Below are 17,707 nucleotides of genomic sequence, written 5' to 3' on the forward strand. Positions count from 1 at the left end.
GCGCCAGCATGATTTGATTCCTCCCCACCTCAGACGCCGCCTGTTTGGATAGGTGAGGTTTATGGATCAGTTACGGCCGACCGGTCACTGGCTGGTGTCCCCGACAAAAGCGGCCAGGCCAATGCGCTCCAGCACCTGTGCGCTGTACGGCACATAGCTGCGGCTGCTGTCATCACGGATAAACAGCGGGTCGCTGAATGCTGCAGGGGCATAGCCCTGACGTTGCAGGTCGACCTTGCGCAACTTGAAGGTACTGGTCAGGTCAGCCGCTGCCGATACCCGTACGAACACCGGGGCGGCGTAACGCGGCAAGCGCGTTTCGGTCAATGCATAGAACGCCTGCGGGTCGAAGCGGCGGCCCGGCTGCATCAACACCGCCGCCATACCGGCGCGCCCCTCCTGCCCGGGTACTTGCACGCCATAAATGTTGATCAGCTCAAGGCCTTCGAAGTCGCCCAGCGCAGCCGCCACCTCAAGGGTGGAAACGTTTTCACTTTTCCAGCGGAAAGTGTCGCCAATGCGGTCGATAAAATACAGGTAGCCGTCCTTGTCAAAACGCAGCAGGTCACCTGAACTCCAGTAGGCATCGCCCTGGCTGAACACATTGCGACGAATCTTGCTGGCAGTCGCCTCGGCTGAGGTATAACCCTCGAAACGCCCGCCGCCGATGTCGGGATGGTTGATGATAAAACCCAGGGCCTCACCCACCTCGCCCGCCTCGCACAGCTGGTAGAAGCCATTTTCGTCCCGTGGGTGGCTGTCGGTTTCAACGTCATAGCGCACCAGGCGCAAGTTGCTCTTTTCCCAGTACGGCACACGGCCGCAAGCCCCCAGATAATTGTCGACATTGACCACATTGGTGTTGGACTCGGTGGAGCCCCAGCCTTCACACACTTGGATCGGCCCGAAACGGCGCAGCCAGTTCTGCCAGCTTTCGCGGGTCAACCCGGCGCCGAGCATGCAGCGCAGACCGTGGTCACGTTCACCGGCCACCTCGGGCTGGTTGAGCAGATAGCGGCAGATTTCACCGATGTACTGGAACACGCTCACATGATGCTTGCGCACATCGTTCCAGAACTCACGGACACTGAATTTGCGCCGTACCACAATGGTTGCACCGGTTTTCAGCGCGGTGGACGTCACGGACGTGGCGGCTGCACCGTGATACAGCGGCAAGCAGCAGTAAAACACGTCATGGGCGGTGGTTTGCAGGGTGATTTCCATGATGTCACCGGTCGACATCCAGCGCATATGGCTATAACGCGCCGCTTTCGGCAGGCCGGTGGTGCCCGAGGTAAAGATCAGCAGGCACGGGCTCTCGGCTCTCAGGTCGGCGCGCACATCACGAGGGAATGGCATGGCGGGGGCTGTGGCCAGTGCTTGAGCCAGTCCGGTATCGACCTGTGACGGCATGGCCCCGGTCCATGGCTGCTCGGTATCCGCTACCAGCCATAAGGGCAGCGGTGGCAAGCCTTGAGTGGCAAGCACATTGCCCAGCACCTCTTCGCCGACCAGCATGGCCTTGGCATCGATCGCCTGCAGCGCGTGCACCAGTGGCCGGCCGCTGACCTGGGTATTGACGAAACCCGCCACCACGCCGAGCTTGGCCAGGGCGAACCAGCAACAGAAAAACTCCGGGCGGTTCTCCATCGCCAGGGCGCAGACATCACCCGGACGCAGGCCGCGGGCATACAGGACATGGGCCAAACGGTCGGCGCGGGCATTGATCAGGGCGAAACTGAGACGCTGTTCGCCATAAATGATAAAGGGCCGTTCGCCGTGACGCTGCGCCTGCTCTTCGAGGCGATCGGCAAGGGTGTAGCGATCGGCCGGTTTGATCCGGGCACTGGCGGCGGCCCGCAAATCGAGAATTGCCTGCGTCTGCTCCCGTGGCACAACTGCGCGTTCGGCACTGGACAGCAGGGTTGCGTTGTTGAAATCGTTCATCCTTATCTCCGATATTGGGGCCACTGCGTAACTCAGCGTTGTGTGCGCGGCATGCCCAGGCCGAACTGGGCAATCAGCTCGCGCTGGATCTCATTGGTGCCACCGCCAAAGGTCAGGTTGACCGATGCCCGCACCTCATATTCCAGCTCGCCAAGCAGATAAGCCGCTGCCGAACCGGCCCGGGTCAGGCCACTGGCACCCAGGATGGCTGACAGCTTGCGCAGGATCTCGATCGCCGACTCCGAGCCGTAGACCTTGGTGGTCGAGGCCAGTGCGACGTCCACACGGTCACGTTCAAGGTCGGCGGCAATCCGGAAATTGATCAGGCGCATGGCTTCAAGCCGGGCATAACACTCGGCCAGATCACGCTTGACCCAGGCCACATCAGTGGCGCGGTGGCCCTGCTCATCGGCGCAACGTGCCCACAGATAGACGCGGTTGAACAGGCTGACCACTTTGTCGGACCAGGCCCCCAGGCCCAGGCGTTCGTGGTTGAGCTGAGCCGTGATCAGTTTCCAGCCGCCATGCAGCTCACCCACCAGCATGTTGCGTGGCACCCGCACATTGTCGTAATAGGTGGCCGCCGTAGGGTTGCCGGAGGTCGGGATCAGGGTGCTGGAAAACCCTTGGGCACGGGTGTCGAGAATCAGGATCGAAATGCCCTTGTGACGCGCCTGCTCGGGGTCGGTACGGGCCGCCAGCCAGATGAAATCGGCCGCATCGGCGCCCGAGGTCCAGAGCTTGCTGCCATTGACCACAAAACCGTCGGCATCTTCACGGGCGGCGGTTTTCAATACCGCCAGATCGCTGCCAGCACTGGCTTCGGAGTAACCGATGGCGAAGTTGATGTCCCCGGCGGCGATCCCTGGCAGGAATTTATCCTTTTGCAACGCCGAGCCGTGGGCCATCAGCGCCGGGCCAACGGTACTGATGGTCACGAATGGCAGTGGCGCGCCGGCGATATTGGCTTCTTCAAAGAAAATCAATTGCTCGGTCGGGCCATAACCCTGCCCGCCATAGGCCTTGGGCCAGCCTACCGCCAGCCAGCCATCGCGACCGATTTGCGCGATGGTGCGGCGAAACAGCTCGCCACCTTCGGTACCGCGCATCTGCTGGCGCAGCTCGGGGGTCATCAGGTTCTGGAAATAGTCCCGGACCTTGAGTCGCAATGCATGCTGTTCAGGGGTGAGATCGACAAACATGGGGACGCGCCTCCAGACTGTTAGAAAACGTGCTTGTGTGCGGCTCACTCTAAGGCTGTCTGCGCCCCGCCGCTTCGTCTGTATGGACGAACAAAACAACCGTCTGCCAGGATCAATCCCGAGTGATCTGCGCCAGCATTGCCGCCTCGAAATGCTCGCTATAAGGCGGCAGCAAGCCCCATTCGCCGCGCGGGTCGTGGTCGGGTGCCTTGAGAACGGTGCGCAGGTGGCTGAACTCAAGGAACCCTTCACGGCCGTGGTAATGGCCCATGCCCGAGCCGCCGATACCGCCGAACGGAGCATCATGCAAGGCGGCATGCATCATCACGTCATTGAGGGTGACGCCACCGGACAAGGTGTGCTCCAGCACATGACGCTGTTCAAGGGCATCGTTGCCAAAGTAGTAGAGGGCCAGTGGCCGTGGCCGGTCATTGATATGCGCAATCACCTGGTCGACCTCGTCGTAGGGCAGCACGACCATGGCCGGGCCGAAGATCTCTTCGTGCATGATCAAGCTGTCTTGAGGCGGGTCGATAACCAGTTGCAGCGGGCGCCGACGGTTTTGCATATCGACCGCTTGCGCATAGGGCAGGCTTATCACCCGGGCACCGGCCTGACGGGCCTGGTCAACCAGATTTTCCACCCGGGCCAGATGTTGTGGGTTGACCACGGCAACTACATCCGGGTTGTCGCTTACCTCGGGGATGAACCCGCGGTAAGCGCCAGCAAAGGCATTGATAAACGCCTCAAGCTGCTCACGGGCAACGTAGACCAGGTCCGGGTTGATGCAGACCTGACCGCTGTTGGTGGTCTTGGACAGAGCAATGCGAAAGGCCGCCGTGGCCAGATCCGCGCTGCGGGCAACGATCACTGGCGATTTACCGCCCAGTTCCAGTGTCACCGGCACCAGGTTTTGCGCTGCATTACCCATCACCGAGCGGGCCACGGCGGTACTGCCGGTAAACACCAGGTGATCAAAGGGTTGCGCAGTAAAAGCCTGGGCCAGGTCGGCGCCGCCGGTGACCACCCCCACTTCCAGCGGGTCGAACAGTTCGGCAAACAGCCTGGCAACCAGCGCGGCAGTGCGCGGTACCACCTCCGAGGGCTTGAGGATCGCCCGGTTACCTGCCGCCAGCGCCGAAGCCAGCGGGCTGAGCAGTGTGTACAGCGGCGCGTTCCAGGTCCCCAGAATGCCCACGGTGCCCTTGGGCTGGTACATCACCCATGCCTGGGCACCGAGCTGATCATAGGGGCTGAAGACCTGTCGCGGTTCATCCTGCATCCAGCTTTCGAGGTGGTCCCGGGCGTGCTTGAGCGAGCCCAGTGCCCCCAGCACATCGTTCATCAATGAGAACCCCCGGGGGCGACCGCCAAAGTCGGCATCCATCGCCTCGGCCAGCGCCAGGTGGTGGTCCACCAGTATGTCGATTACCCGCTGGATTCGCGCCCGGCGCTGCGCAGCGCTGACTGCGCCCTGAGCGTTGAACGCGGCTTTCTGCTCAAGCAACAGGGCTGCCAGACCATCAGCGCAAGAAATTGCACAACTCATTGATGCCTCCTCAACTGAACAAGGGCCCGCACAACACCCTGAGCGAAAGCTAGCCCGATCCTGCGTGCAAGCGCCTCGTCCAAGTGGACGAGTAAGCCAGAGTGCCCCCGTAACCTGTACACCCCGCCGAGGGCGAAGGTTTCCTCTGGTTGCGGTTGTCCCGCGCTTGGATTAACGTTCAGTCCAACTGCCAACGTGACTTGAATCCCGTCACTACCTGCCCTTTCAGGAGGGCTGTCGGATGCAACGGTGCTTGCCGCTGAGTCTGCTGTTCATTGCCCTCGCAGGTTGTACCCTGGGGCCTGACTTTGTTCGTCCCGAAGTCGCTGCGGATGCCGGTTACTCCACGCACAACCTCACGACCACCGCCCGGGCCGATATCGACGCTGGCGGCGCTGCGCAACGCCTGATTGCCGGCATGGATATACCCGGGCAATGGTGGACACTGTTCCGCTCGCCGGAATTGAACGCCCTGGTGGAAGAGGCCTTGCGCGCCAACCCGGATATCAGCGCCGCGCAAGCAGCATTGCGCCAGGCCAATGAGCAGGTGTATGTCGATCAGGCTTCCTTGTTTCCCGTCCTGAACGGCAATTTGTCGAAAACCCGCCAGAAAGTCTCCGGGACCACATCCGGTACGGCGTCGTCGCCGATTCTCACACTCAGCTCCGCGTCACTGAGCGTGTCCTATGCGCCGGATGTCTTCGGCGGTACGCGCCGGCAGATCGAGTCGTCCACGGCGCAAGCCGAGTACCAGCGTTTTCAGCTTGAGGCCACCTACCTCACGCTATCCACCAATGTGGTCAATACCGCCGTCAGCCTGGCGTCCCTGCGCGATCAGATTGCGGCGACCGGGCAAATCATCCAGCTACAGAGCGACCAGCTCGACCTGCTGCAGGCGCAGCGGCGCCTCGGTGCCATTGCCGATACCGATGTATTGACCCAGCAAACTGCCCTGGCGCAAACCCGCGCTACTCTGGCGCCCTTGCAAAAGCAGTTGGCGCAAACCCGGAACCAGTTGATGGCCTACCTGGGCAGGTTCCCCAATCAGGACAAGGGCGAGCGTTTCAACCTGGCGTCCCTGCATCTGCCGCAAGAATTGCCAGTGAGTCTGCCCTCGGCAATCGTCGAACAGCGTCCGGATGTGCGCTCCGCTCAGGCGCAACTGCATGAGGCCAGTGCCAATATTGGCGTGGCGGTGGCCAATCAGTTGCCACAGTTCAGCATTACCGGTTCATTGGGTTCCACGGTAGCCAGCGGCAGCACGCTGTTTTCCGCAGGCTCGGGTGTATGGAGCCTGGCCGGGGCAATTGCCCAACCGCTGTTCGATGCTGGTGCGCTTGAACACCGAAAACGGGCGGCGGTTGCGGCGTATGACCAGTCGGCGGCGCAGTACCGCGGTACGGTGCTTGCCGCATTCCAGGATGTGGCCAACGCGCTCAGGGCGCTGGAGGCCGATGCCGAGACGCTCAAGCAGCAAGTGGCTGCGGAGCAGTCCGCCCAGGCCAGCCTTGCCCTGGTGCAGGCGCAGTACCGCCTGGGAGCGGTGGCTTATATCAACTTGCTCACGGCGCAGCAAACCTACCAGAACACCGTGCTCACCCGGGTCCAGGCCCAGGCCGTGCGCTACAGCGATACCGCAGCGCTGTTCCAGGCTCTGGGCGGCGGCTGGTGGAACCGCAGCGACCCTGACCCCCAGGGCCGCCCTGACCGATTCGGCTTGCCGACCTGGCAAGAACTCATGCCGAGTCACAACAAGACCGCGCCCGCCAAACCCACGCGGCTCGACTGAATACCATTGAAACAGCGAGAACAACCATGGCTGACGTCAACAACGACTCACTCGCGCAACCCACTGCAAGGCGCAGGCTGTGGCGGCCGATGCTTATCATGATCGGGGTGGTGCTGGTGATTGTCGCGATCATTGCCGGGGTCAAGTTCGCGCAGATCTCAGCCATGATTGCCCAGGCAAAGCAGCCCTTGCCCGCCGCCGTCGTCACCGCCATACAAGTACCGTTCGACGACTGGCAGCCGACGGTGACCGCCGTGGGCTCGATAAAAGCCGTGCGCGGGGTCGATGTGACCACCGAAGCGGGTGGCATTGTGCGCAGCATCGGTTTTACACCGGGCCAGGAAGTGGCAGCACAGGCGCTGCTGGTTCAATTGAATGCTGATTCGGACATCGCCCTGCTCCATTCGCTGGAAGCCACGGCGGACCTGGCCGCCATCGTCCTCAAGCGTGACCGCGCACAACTGGCGGTCAACGCCGTGTCCCAGGCGCAAGTGGACACCGACAACGCAGACCTCAAAGCCAAACTGGCCGCCGCAGAACAGCAGCGGGCGCTGGTGGCGCAAAAAACCATTCGTGCGCCCTTTGCCGGGCGTATAGGCATTACTGCTGTCAACCCCGGGCAATACCTCAACCCCGGTGACAAAATCGCCACGTTGCAAACCTTCGACCCCATCTATATCGACTTCAACGTGCCCCAGACCCAACTGGAAGCCATTGCTGTCGGCCAAAAAGTATCGGTGACCGCCGACGGCCTCTCCAACCAGACATTCACGGGGCGCGTCAGCACCATAGACACCCGCTTCGACCCGACCACGCGTAACGTCACGGTCGAAGCCAGCGTTGCCAACCCCGGGAAAAACCTGGTGCCCGGCATGTTTGCCCGCGCAGTTGTCGACTCGGGGGCGGTGCTGCGCTACCTGACCGTGCCACAGACAGCCGTCACCTATAACCCCTACGGCACCACCGTTTTTATCGCGCTGTCGAGCAAGAACGACAAGGGTGAAGACGTTCTCACGGCGCAACAGACCTTTATCAAGACCGGACCGACCCGTGGCGATCAGGTCGCCATCCTGTCCGGTGTGAAGGAAGGCGACCTGTTGATCACCAGTGGTCAGATGAAACTCAAAAATGGCTCACCGGTGCAGATCGACAACAGTGCTGCGCCGCTCAACGATGCGGCGCCAACGCCTCAAGAACATTAAAGGTGACCCATGAAGCTCACCGATACCTTTATCCAGCGCCCGGTCTGGGCCGTAGTGGTTTCGCTGTTTATCCTGATCCTGGGGCTACGTTCGATCTTCGAATTGCCGGTCAACCAATGGCCGCGAACCGAAAATGCGGTGGTCACTATTACTACCGCCTACTACGGCGCCGATGCAGCCACAGTTGCCGGGTTTATCACCCAGCCACTGGAGTCGGCGATCGCCCAGGCCCAGGGCATCGATTATCTGTCTTCGTCGAGTATTACCGGGGTCTCGACCATTACCGCCACGCTGCGGCTGAACTTCGACGCCAGCAAGGCCCTGACCGAGATCAACACCCAGGTCAACTCGGTCAAGAACCAGCTACCGGCCCAGGCCCAGGAACCGGTGCTGTCGGTTGCGGTGGGGCAAACCACGGATGCCATGTACCTGGGGTTCTACAGCGACACCCTGCCCACCAATAACATCACCGATTATCTGGTGCGGGTGGTCAAACCCAAGCTCGACTCGATCCAGGGCGTGCAAACCGCAGAAATCCTCGGTGGGCGCCAGTTCGCCCTGCGTGCCTGGCTGGACCCGGACAAACTGGCGGCCCATAACGTCACCGCCCAGGACGTAGTCGCGGCGCTGGCCAACAACAACTACCTGTCTGCCGTGGGTTCAACCCGCGGGCAAATGGTCACGGTAGACCTGACGGCCGGAACCGACTTGCACACGGTGGATGAATTCAAGCGGCTGGTGATCAAGAACAACGACGATGCCCTGGTGTACCTGGAAGATGTCGCCACTGTGACCCTGGGTGCAGAAAGCTACGACAGCAGCGTGGCGTTTTCCGGCAAACGTTCGGTGTTCGTCGGTATCAAGGCCGCGCCCAATGCCAATATCCTCAGCGTTGCCAGCAGCGTGCGCGACGCCTTCCCCGAACTGCAAGCGCAATTGCCTGCAGGCGTGCGCGGCGAAATTGTTTATGACTCCACGGCGTTCATCAATACTTCGATTATCGAGGTGGTCAAGACCCTGGCGGAAGCTTTGGTCATAGTGTCGGTGGTCATCTACCTGTTCCTCGGCTCATTCCGCGCGGTGATAGTGCCACTGGTGGCGATACCGCTGTCGCTGGTCGGCACCTTCTTTGTCATGTACCTGCTGGGTTACTCGATAAACCTGCTGACCTTGCTTGCATTGGTTCTGGCCATTGGTCTGGTGGTGGACGACGCGATTATCGTGGTGGAAAACGTCGACCGGCATATCAAGGAGCAAGGCAAAGGTGTATTTGAAGCCGCGTTGATGGCGGCGCGTGAACTGGGCGGCCCGATCATCGCGATGACGGTGGTGCTGATTGCCGCCTATGTGCCGATCGGGCTGCGCAGCGGCTTGACGGGGGCACTGTTCAAGGAGTTCTGTTTTTCCCTGGCCGGTGCGGTAACCGTATCGGCAGTGGTGGCCTTGACGCTGTCACCGATGATGACCTCCCGGCTATTGCAACCCGGGCAGGATGAAGGTCGCTTCGCGCGCCGGCTCGATCAGTGTTTTGACTGGCTGCGCGGGCGTTACCATCGCGTTTTGTCAGCCGGTCTGGATAGTTGGCCGGTGCTGGTGACCTTTGGCTTTGTCCTGTTTGTACTGGTCGCCGCCAGTGGCATGACCGCCAAAAGCGAACTGTCACCGACCGAAGACCAAGGGCTGGTGTTCATGATGATCAAAGGCCCGCCGACAGCTGCACCGCAACAGATGGAGCGCATTGCCGACCAGGCGTTTCAGATCGCCAGCAAGGAGCCTGAATACGCGCAGATGTTCCAGCTGACCGGGCTGCCCGCCCTCAATCAGGGCCTGGGCGGGGTCTTGCTCAAGCCCTGGAGCGAGCGCACACGCTCCCAGGCCGAGCTGATCTTCGATCTTCAGCAAAAATGGAATCAGGTGCCGGGGGCCACCGTCGCTGCCTTCCCATTGCCTTCGTTACCGGGCGCCCAGGGATTGCCGGTGCAGTTTGTGATCACCACCACCGACTCGGTAGAAAACCTCAATGAAGTGGCTCAGGCCGTGATGGCCGAAGCCCAGAAGCAACAGCTGTTCTGGTTTGCCGACATGGACCTGAAACTGGACAAACCGCAGGCCAGACTGGTGGTCGACCGGGAAAAAATTGCCGCACTGGGCATGACCCAGGCAGATGTCGGCGCAGCCCTGTCAGCTGCATTGGGTGGCAACTACGTCAATTACTTCTCGACCGCCGGGCGCTCATACAAAGTCATCCCGCAAGTACTGCAGGTTGACCGGCTCAACCCCGAGCAGATTCTCGATTACTACATCCGTACGCCCGCCGGTGTGATGATCCCGGCGCGCACGGTGGCGCATATCGAGACCTCGACACAACCCGAGTCGATCAATCACTTCCAGCAGTTGAACTCGGCGACCCTCTCGGGCGTCAGCGGTGTGGCCCAGGGCGAGTTGCTGGCCAGGCTCAACACTATCCTGAGCGACATTGCGCCCTCGGGTTACACCTCGGACTTTTCCGGCGAGTCGCGTCAGTTCATGCAAGAGTCCGGCGGCTTTGTCGGCTTGCTGCTGTTCTCGATATTAATCGTCTACCTGGCCCTGGCCTTCCAGTTCGAAAGCTTCCGCGATCCGGTGGTCATTCTGTTCTCGGTGCCGCCGGCACTGTTTGGTGCGCTGGCCTTTATTACCATGGGCTTTGCCTCGATCAATGTGTACACCCAGGTGGGCCTGGTGACGCTGCTGGGGCTGATCACCAAGCACGGGATCCTGATCGTGCAATTTGCCAATGAACTGCAAAGCGCAGGCCGCAGCAAGCGTGAGGCCATTGAGGAAGCCGCCGGCGTGCGTCTGCGGCCGATCCTGATGACCACGGCCGCGATGGTACTGGGCGTGGTGCCGCTGGTCTGGGCTTCCGGTGCCGGGGCTGCAGGGCGCCATGATATGGGTCTGGTGATCTTCGCCGGGCTGTCTATCGGCACCCTGCTGACGCTGTTCATGGTGCCGGCGATGTATATGTTTATCGGTTCCAGCCATCACCTCCAGGCTGCACGACCCTCGACAGATCCGCGCGGCGGATGAATACAGGGGGCAAGGTTGACAGGGTCGCATACGTGCTCTAGGTTGACGCAAACGTAAACGTAAGCACAAAAACAAGCCAAAACAATAATTATAAGAGAGCCACCCATGAGCACGATGGCGATACTGATATCCCTTCTGTTGTTGATGTTTTTCGCCTACCGGGGCGTGACGGTTTTGATCCTGGCGCCGTTGATGGCCGCGCTGGCCGTTCTTCTCAGCGGGGCAGCCGCAGATATCATGCCCACCTTTACCCAGCTGTTCATGAAGGAGCTGGGGCTCTATGTGATCAAGTTTCTCCCCCTGTTCATACTCGGTGCCCTGTTCGGCAAGCTGGTCGCCGACTCCGGAGCAGCGCATACCATCGCTGACTGGTTTATGCGCAAACTCGGCCATCGCCATGCAATTCTCACCGTAGTGCTGGCCTGTGCGCTGTTGACCTACGGTGGCGTATCGCTGTTTGTGGTGGCCTTTGCCGTATACCCGATCGGGGCGGCAATTTTTCGTGAGTCCGGCACGCCAAAACGCTATATGCCAGCGGCCATCGCGCTGGGGGCCTTTACCTTCACCATGACCGCGCTGCCTGGCGCACCGTCGATACAGAACTCGATTCCCACGGCTTATCTGGGCACCACCACCTTCGCCGCCCCGGGCCTGGGCATCATCGCGTCGATCGTCATGCTGTGGATGGGCAGCTGGATGCTGCAATCGCGAGCCCGCAAGGCCATGGCCAAGGGTGAAGGCTACGGCCCCCATGACGACGAAATAGCGTCGAATGCCAGCATAAAAAAACCCGGACTGCTCGTAGCCCTGCTGCCGATAATCGTGGTGATCGGCCTGAACGCGGCGTTCAGCTACTGGATCCTGCCTGCCCTGGACCTCAGCGTTTTGCGTGAAGAGCGCTTTGGCAATATCGAGCCGGTGAGCGTCATAGGGCTGTGGTCCGTGCTGTTGGCCCTGATGTGCGCAATCGTATTTGTGATCCTGCTCAACTGGCGCCGCTGGGACAACCTGACGGTCACCCTCAACAAGGGCACCATCGGCGCCCTGCTGCCGATCTTCAACACAGCTTCGGAAGTGGCCTATGGCGCGGTGATCGCCGGTATGGCCGGATTTGCGCTGATCAAGGACACCATCCTCAATGTCTCGCCGGAGCATCCGCTGATTTCGGCCGTGCTCAGCATGAACGTGCTGGCAGGCATTACCGGCTCCTCGTCCGGAGGCCTGAGCATCGCCTTCCGCACCCTGGGCGCGGACTATCTGCGCATGATCGAAGCCGCGGGCATCAGCCCCGACCTGTTTCACCGGGTCGCTACCATTGCTGCCGGCGGCCTGGACACCCTGCCCCACTCGGGCGCGGTGATCACCTTACTGGCAATTTGTAACCTTACGCACCGCCAGTCCTACCCGCAAATTTTCATGATGACGACCGTTGTGCCCATGACCGCCTTGCTGGTGGTCATGGTGCTGGGTTCAACGTTCGGCAGCTTCTGACCATGGCGCATAACAACAAGGACTCGACCATGAACACGGCACCTCTCTCTCCCAGCGACCCGCAACGGGATGCTTCGCAGCGTTTCAATATTGCCCGGGCTTGCTGTGACCGCTGGGCTGACGACCCCGAACGCATTGCGATCATCCAGAAAAATGCCGATGGCACGGTTCAATACCACAGCTTTTTGGCCTTGCAACAACAGGCCAACCGCCTGGCCAACAGTTTGCGCGCACAAGGTATCAACGCAGGTGACAGGGTCGGGATCATGCTCCCTCAAGGCCTGGAGGCCGGCACCGCCCATATCGCGCTGTACAAGCTGGGCGCCATTGCGGTTCCGCTGTTCAAGCTGTTCGGTGCGGACGCCATCGAACATCGCGCTTCGAACTGTTCAATGCGTGCGCTGATCACCGACGCCAGCGGCCTGCAGAAGATCGACGGAATTCGTGCCGGCCTTGCCCACTTACAGCTGTGCTACGTTATCGATGCACCCGCGCATCGTAATGACGTGCTTGATTACCATGAGCAACTGCAGTGCCACAGTGACCAGTTCGAGACCCTCGATACGGCGGCCGAGGATCCGGCACTGATCATCTACACCTCCGGCACCACCGGCCATCCTAAAGGCGCTTTGCATGCCCATCGCGTGTTGCTCGGGCATTTGCCCGGCGTGCGCAATTCACACGACGACTTCCCCCAGCCCGGTGACCGGATGTGGACCCCGGCAGACTGGGCATGGATTGGCGGGTTGCTCGATGTGCTGCTACCTGCCTGGTATCACGGCGTGCCGGTGGTGGCCCACCGCGCTGACAAGTTTGTACCTGAAGACGTATTTGCCCTGATTGAAGCATTGCAGATTAAAAATGTCTTCTTCCCGCCCACCGCCCTCAAGCTGTTACGCCCTGTCGAAAACCCGCAACAGCGCTGGCATCTCGCGCTGCGGTCGGTTGCCAGTGGTGGCGAGTCACTGGGTGATGAACTGTTGGCCTGGGGCGACCAGGCGCTGGGCGTGCGCATCAATGAATTTTATGGCCAGACCGAATGCAATCTGGTGGTGTCCTCCTGCGCCAGCCAGGGGATCTACCGCCCCCATGCCATTGGCCGCGCGGTCGAGGGGTTTGACGTGGCCATCGTCGACGACTATGGCGTGCCCGTGCCCACAGGTGGTTCAGGGCATATTGCCGTGGCCACGCCCAACGGCAGCCAGATGCTGCGCTATTGGGAAAACAGCCAGGCCACTGCCGAGAAATACCTCAACGGCTGGCTGGTGACGGGCGACAAGGGTTCGATGGATGAGGATGGCTATATCTTCTTCCTTGGACGCAACGATGACGTCATCACCAGCGCAGGCTATCGCATCGGACCGACCCCCATCGAAGACTGCCTGATCAAGCATCCGGCGGTGAAAATGGCGGCGGCTATCGGCAAGAAAGATCCGATTCGTACCGAGGTGGTCAAGGCGTTTGTCGTCCTCAACCACGGCTACGCCGCCAGCAACAACACCATACGCGAGCTGCAGGCGCATGTTCGCGCACAACTGGCCGCCCATGAGTACCCCCGTGAAATTGAATTCCTAGACGAACTGCCCATGACCACGACGGGCAAAATCATTCGCAAGGCCCTGCGCGAACTGGAAGAACAACGTACTGCGATGGAGCTGCAAGCATGAATTTTCTAGGAAAGGCTTTCGACGAAATTACCCGGGGCGAAACGTTTGGCCAGTCGCTGACCATCGATGCGTCACACATCAGCCGTGCCTGCGACATGTTTGGTGACTTCAACCCGTTGCACAGCGATGCCCAATTTTGTGCCAGCAGCCGTTTCGGTCGACCGATCCTGCATGGGCCAATGACCAGCGCCTTCATGTCTGCTTCCATCGGCATGTACTTCTACGGCACCGCCGTGGCCTACCTTGAGCATAACTGCCGGTTTATCGCTCCGGTGTTTGCAGGCGACACCCTGAGTGTCGAATGGACCATTACCGAAACTCTCGACAAACCCCGCAGCAATGGCGGTATTGCGATACTCAGCGGCTATTGCAGCAACCAGCGCGGCGAGCAGATTGCCGAGGCCAGCGGCAAGATTTTGCTCAGCAATCGGACGCCGGTTTAGACCTTTTCCAACAGCCCGGCTGGCTGTGAACATTGCCCGCCACGACAAGTCGGCGGGTCCTTGAGGATGAATATGATATGTCCCGGCTAACGACCTCTCTGCAAGACACCGCAGCCCCCGATGGAGTCTGTTATGGCTGCGGCAGCCACAACCCTCACGGCTTGCATATCAAGAGTTACTGGCACGCAGACGGTGTGCATGTGATCGCCGAACACCTGCCGGACCCCAAATATTGCGGTTGGCCCGAACTGGTATACGGCGGCATGATCGCCATGCTGGTGGACTGCCATTCGAACTGGACGGCCATGGCTTATCACTACCGCATGGAGCAGCGCGATGCGGCCAGCCTGCCGCGGATCAATTGCGTCACGGGCAACCTGGGAATCAAATTTATCAAACCGACGCCCATGGGCGTGCCGCTGACCTTGCGGGCCCGGGTGGAAGGCGACGTGGGGCGTAAAACGCGGATTATATGCGAGGTCTATGCCGGGGATGTGCTGACGGCGGTGGGCGATTCGATTTTCGTACGGGTCGACACCGGGCAACTGGCCACGGCAGCCCATGGCCGCGCTGCGGGTTAAAGCTGATCGGCGTGACATCATCGCGAGCAAGCTCGCTCCCACCCTGATTGCCAGCAGCGCAATCGGTGGGAGCTGACTGGTCCGGGATCCAGCCGTTATTTACTCAGGACTCTGGCGTCTTTGGTGCGGATCTCCTTGATCACCGCATTGACGCGATTGACCAGCACATAGTGGCCGCTGATTTGCACCCACTGTTCATGTTCATCAGGTTTTGGCAGGCCCCGGGCGTGCCAGTCCTTGATCGCCTCCGCGTCCCGGATGAATTGATCAGGCGCCTTGTCGCCGTTGCCATAGCAACTGCTCAGGTCCATGGACTCAGCCAGTATCTGCCCCGGCTTGCAGTCCCCGGGTTTGTCGTCATCAGCCTGTGCTGCGTAAGGCATGGCGCACAAAAGACCGGCCATTATTGATGCAGAAATCAAGCTGCGCATGTTCACCTCAACGTATGGGAGTACAGGCTTTATGGACAAGCCCTCACTGCAGTACGTTCCAATATCTTAATCAAGAATATTGATCACGAGATCAGCAATGACGATTGGACTGCACTTATAGCTTGAGGTGAAGTAACCACAAGGCCGCTGAAAATAATAAACGGCCATTTGTGGAGAACAGCATGTCATTCAATATCAACAGCTTCAAGCTTGAGGGACGTCGGGCCCTGATCACCGGATCAGGCCAGGGTATCGGGCTTGAACTGGCCCGCGGCCTGGGCGCAGCTGGCGCAACGGTGGTGATCAACACTCGCAATATCGATAAATCTCGTGCCGTGGCCGCTCAACTGCGCGACGAAGGGCTGAAGGCTGAATCCGTGGCCTTCGATGTGACCGACCGCGAGCAATTGCTAGCCGCGATCAACACCTTTGAGAGCGATGTCGGGGCCATCGATATTCTGGTCAACAACGCCGGCATCCAGCGTCGTGCGCCACTGGAGGACTTCAGCGCCAGCGACTGGCACGACGTGATGCGCACCAACCTGGACGGTGTGTTCCATGTTTCCCAAGCTGTTGCGCGGCACATGATCGCCCGCGGTCGCGGCAAGATCATCAATATCTGCTCGGTGCAAAGCCAGCTGGCACGCCCGACCATCGCCCCTTATGCCGCCTCCAAAGGCGCAGTGAAGATGCTCACCAAAGGCATGTGCGCCGAGTGGGCACGGCATGGCATCCAGGCCAATGGCCTGGCTCCGGGCTATTTTGCCACCGAAATGAATCGCGCCCTGGTCGATAACCAGGAGTTTTCCGAGTGGCTGTGCAAGCGCACCCCGGCTGGCCGCTGGGGCCGGGTTGATGAGCTGTGCGGAGCCGCGGTGTTCCTGGCTTCGCCGGCTTCGGACTTTATCAACGGGCAAACCCTGTTTGTGGACGGGGGCCTGACCAGCGTTGTTTGACCCGCACCTGAAAAACAATAACAAGGAACACCCCATGAGCACGCTTAAAGAACCAGCACTGCCCTTGAGCGAGATCGGCAGTGCGCAGGTCAAGACCCAGGGCTTCGCGACCAAACGCTGGCTGTATCTGATCCCGCTGATATTCATTACTTACAGCCTGGCCTACCTGGACCGGGCCAACTACGGCTTTGCCAGTGCGGCGGGCATCGAGCAGGACCTGGGCATCACCAAGGGCATGTCCTCGCTGATCGGTGCGCTGTTTTTTCTCGGTTACTTTTTCTTCCAGGTACCGGGGGCGATGTACGCGCAGAAGTACAGCGTGCGCAAACTGGTGTTCTGGAGCCTGATCCTGTGGGGCTTTTGCGCCATGGCCACGGGGTTGGTGACCAATATCCCGATGCTGATGTTTATTCGGGTTTCCCTGGGCATTGTCGAAGCGGCCGTGATGCCGGCCATGCTGATTTTCATCAGCAACTGGTTCACCCGCAAAGAGCGCTCGCGGGCCAATACCTTCCTGGTGCTGGGCAACCCGGTGACCGTATTGTGGATGTCGGTACTGTCCGGCTACCTGATCCAGGCCTGGGGCTGGCGCGAAATGTTCATCATTGAAGGCGCGCCAGCGGTGCTCTGGGCCTTCGTCTGGTGGCGCATGGCGCGAGACAGGCCTGAACAGGTGAACTGGTTGACGCCACAGGAAAAAGCCCGACTGGCCGCGACCCTGGCTGATGAACAGAAAGGCATGCAGCAAGTGCGCAATTACCGTCAGGCGTTTACCAGCCCTGTGGTGATCCAGTTGTGCTGTGTGCATGCGCTGTGGAGCATTGGCGTGTACGGTTTTATCATGTGGCTGCCGAGCATTATCAAACAGGCAGCGGCGGCGGACATCGTGACAGTTGGCTGGCTAAGCGCAGTTCCTTATGTCGCAGCGGTAGCGACGATGCTGGCTGTGTCCTGGGCTTCGGACAAAACCCAGCAGCGCAAACCCTTCATCTGGCCGCTGCTGGCCCTGGGGGCGCTGGCCTTCTTCTGCTCGTTCCTGCTCGGGTCTTCACATTTCTGGTTGTCGTTTGCTTTGCTGACTATTGCCGGTGCTGCACTTTACGCACCTTATGGGCCTTTTTTCGCACTGATACCGGAGATTATTCCTTCGAACGTGTTCGGCGGAGCCATTGGCCTGATCAATGCCTGTGGCGCCCTGGGGGCCTTTGTCGGCTCCTGGATCGTGGGCTACCTGATCGGCCTTACCGGCAATCCGGGGGCGGCGTATATCTTTATGACGGCCGGGGTGCTGTCTTCGGCATTGCTGATGGCCTGGGTGAAAGTGCTGCGCTAGACATATTCAGCTTTGAGAGTGTTTCTCAAAGGGGTGACAGCGAAACA

The 17,707-nt window shown here is 60.3% G+C and carries 13 protein-coding genes; 9 read left to right on the forward strand and 4 right to left on the reverse strand.

Annotation, left to right across the window (positions count from 1 at the left end):
- Positions 1-84: 84 nt before the first annotated feature.
- The 3 genes from GHO03_RS10120 to GHO03_RS10130 form a co-directional block, all read right to left on the reverse strand.
- On the reverse strand, positions 85-1,947 hold the full coding sequence (locus GHO03_RS10120; RefSeq protein WP_153399744.1) for a long-chain-acyl-CoA synthetase: 1,863 nt from the start codon (positions 1,945-1,947) through the stop codon (positions 85-87).
- 32 nt (positions 1,948-1,979) lie between these two features.
- Positions 1,980-3,149, reverse strand: coding sequence for an acyl-CoA dehydrogenase family protein (locus tag GHO03_RS10125; protein ID WP_095000232.1), 1,170 nt, complete (start codon positions 3,147-3,149; stop codon positions 1,980-1,982).
- Between the two features lie 112 nt (positions 3,150-3,261).
- Positions 3,262-4,698 carry a coniferyl aldehyde dehydrogenase gene (locus GHO03_RS10130; RefSeq protein WP_095019932.1) on the reverse strand — a complete coding sequence of 479 codons (1,437 nt, stop codon included), beginning with the start codon at positions 4,696-4,698 and terminating at the stop codon, positions 3,262-3,264.
- Positions 4,699-4,939: 241 nt separating this feature from the next.
- Between GHO03_RS10130 and GHO03_RS10135 the strand changes: the two genes are divergently transcribed.
- The 7 genes from GHO03_RS10135 (at position 4,940) to GHO03_RS10165 (ending at position 14,940) form a co-directional block, all read left to right on the forward strand.
- Entirely contained in the window at positions 4,940-6,487 is a 1,548-nt protein-coding gene (locus GHO03_RS10135; protein WP_153399747.1) for an efflux transporter outer membrane subunit, read from the forward strand.
- An 89-nt stretch (positions 6,488-6,576) separates the two neighbouring features.
- Complete coding sequence (locus GHO03_RS10140; protein WP_178102666.1) at positions 6,577-7,689, forward strand: efflux RND transporter periplasmic adaptor subunit; 1,113 nt, start codon at positions 6,577-6,579, stop codon at positions 7,687-7,689.
- 9 nt (positions 7,690-7,698) lie between these two features.
- A complete protein-coding gene (locus GHO03_RS10145) occupies positions 7,699-10,758 on the forward strand; it encodes an efflux RND transporter permease subunit (protein WP_153381015.1) in 3,060 nt (1,019 codons plus the stop codon).
- 105 nt (positions 10,759-10,863) lie between these two features.
- Positions 10,864-12,249 carry a GntP family permease gene (locus GHO03_RS10150; RefSeq protein ID WP_153399749.1) on the forward strand — a complete coding sequence of 462 codons (1,386 nt, stop codon included), beginning with the start codon at positions 10,864-10,866 and terminating at the stop codon, positions 12,247-12,249.
- A 29-nt stretch (positions 12,250-12,278) separates the two neighbouring features.
- Entirely contained in the window at positions 12,279-13,916 is a 1,638-nt protein-coding gene (locus GHO03_RS10155; RefSeq protein WP_153381017.1) for an AMP-binding protein, read from the forward strand.
- Positions 13,913-14,359 (forward strand): MaoC/PaaZ C-terminal domain-containing protein, encoded by a 447-nt coding sequence (locus GHO03_RS10160; RefSeq protein ID WP_153399751.1) that lies wholly within the window; start codon positions 13,913-13,915, stop codon positions 14,357-14,359. The genes GHO03_RS10155 and GHO03_RS10160 overlap by 4 nt, the downstream gene beginning before the upstream one ends.
- Positions 14,360-14,436: 77 nt before the next feature.
- Entirely contained in the window at positions 14,437-14,940 is a 504-nt protein-coding gene (locus tag GHO03_RS10165; RefSeq protein WP_095000239.1) for a PaaI family thioesterase, read from the forward strand.
- Between the two features lie 95 nt (positions 14,941-15,035).
- Here the strand turns inward: GHO03_RS10165 and GHO03_RS10170 are convergent, their stop codons facing one another.
- Positions 15,036-15,371, reverse strand: a complete 336-nt coding sequence (locus GHO03_RS10170; RefSeq protein WP_095000240.1) for an RcnB family protein — start codon at positions 15,369-15,371, stop codon at positions 15,036-15,038.
- Positions 15,372-15,553: 182 nt separating this feature from the next.
- On the opposite strand from GHO03_RS10170, the gene GHO03_RS10175 reads away from it, so the two are divergent.
- On the forward strand, positions 15,554-16,327 hold the full coding sequence (locus GHO03_RS10175; RefSeq protein WP_095000241.1) for an SDR family NAD(P)-dependent oxidoreductase: 774 nt from the start codon (positions 15,554-15,556) through the stop codon (positions 16,325-16,327).
- Between the two features lie 34 nt (positions 16,328-16,361).
- On the forward strand, positions 16,362-17,660 hold the full coding sequence (locus GHO03_RS10180) for an MFS transporter (protein ID WP_153399753.1): 1,299 nt from the start codon (positions 16,362-16,364) through the stop codon (positions 17,658-17,660).
- Positions 17,661-17,707 lie beyond the last annotated feature (47 nt).

It is taken from the genome of Pseudomonas sp. FSL R10-1339 (assembly GCF_009600545.1).
Lineage (GTDB): Bacteria > Pseudomonadota > Gammaproteobacteria > Pseudomonadales > Pseudomonadaceae > Aquipseudomonas > Aquipseudomonas bubulae.

Coding starts and splice junctions, on each gene's coding strand:
- GHO03_RS10120 (WP_153399744.1), bottom strand. CDS start 1,947: ATGAACGATTTCAACAACGCAACCCTGCTGTCCAGTGCCGAACGCGCA.
- GHO03_RS10125 (WP_095000232.1), bottom strand. CDS start 3,149: ATGTTTGTCGATCTCACCCCTGAACAGCATGCATTGCGACTCAAGGTC.
- GHO03_RS10130 (WP_095019932.1), bottom strand. CDS start 4,698: ATGAGTTGTGCAATTTCTTGCGCTGATGGTCTGGCAGCCCTGTTGCTT.
- GHO03_RS10135 (WP_153399747.1), top strand. CDS start 4,940: ATGCAACGGTGCTTGCCGCTGAGTCTGCTGTTCATTGCCCTCGCAGGT.
- GHO03_RS10140 (WP_178102666.1), top strand. CDS start 6,577: ATGCTTATCATGATCGGGGTGGTGCTGGTGATTGTCGCGATCATTGCC.
- GHO03_RS10145 (WP_153381015.1), top strand. CDS start 7,699: ATGAAGCTCACCGATACCTTTATCCAGCGCCCGGTCTGGGCCGTAGTG.
- GHO03_RS10150 (WP_153399749.1), top strand. CDS start 10,864: ATGAGCACGATGGCGATACTGATATCCCTTCTGTTGTTGATGTTTTTC.
- GHO03_RS10155 (WP_153381017.1), top strand. CDS start 12,279: ATGAACACGGCACCTCTCTCTCCCAGCGACCCGCAACGGGATGCTTCG.
- GHO03_RS10160 (WP_153399751.1), top strand. CDS start 13,913: ATGAATTTTCTAGGAAAGGCTTTCGACGAAATTACCCGGGGCGAAACG.
- GHO03_RS10165 (WP_095000239.1), top strand. CDS start 14,437: ATGTCCCGGCTAACGACCTCTCTGCAAGACACCGCAGCCCCCGATGGA.
- GHO03_RS10170 (WP_095000240.1), bottom strand. CDS start 15,371: ATGCGCAGCTTGATTTCTGCATCAATAATGGCCGGTCTTTTGTGCGCC.
- GHO03_RS10175 (WP_095000241.1), top strand. CDS start 15,554: ATGTCATTCAATATCAACAGCTTCAAGCTTGAGGGACGTCGGGCCCTG.
- GHO03_RS10180 (WP_153399753.1), top strand. CDS start 16,362: ATGAGCACGCTTAAAGAACCAGCACTGCCCTTGAGCGAGATCGGCAGT.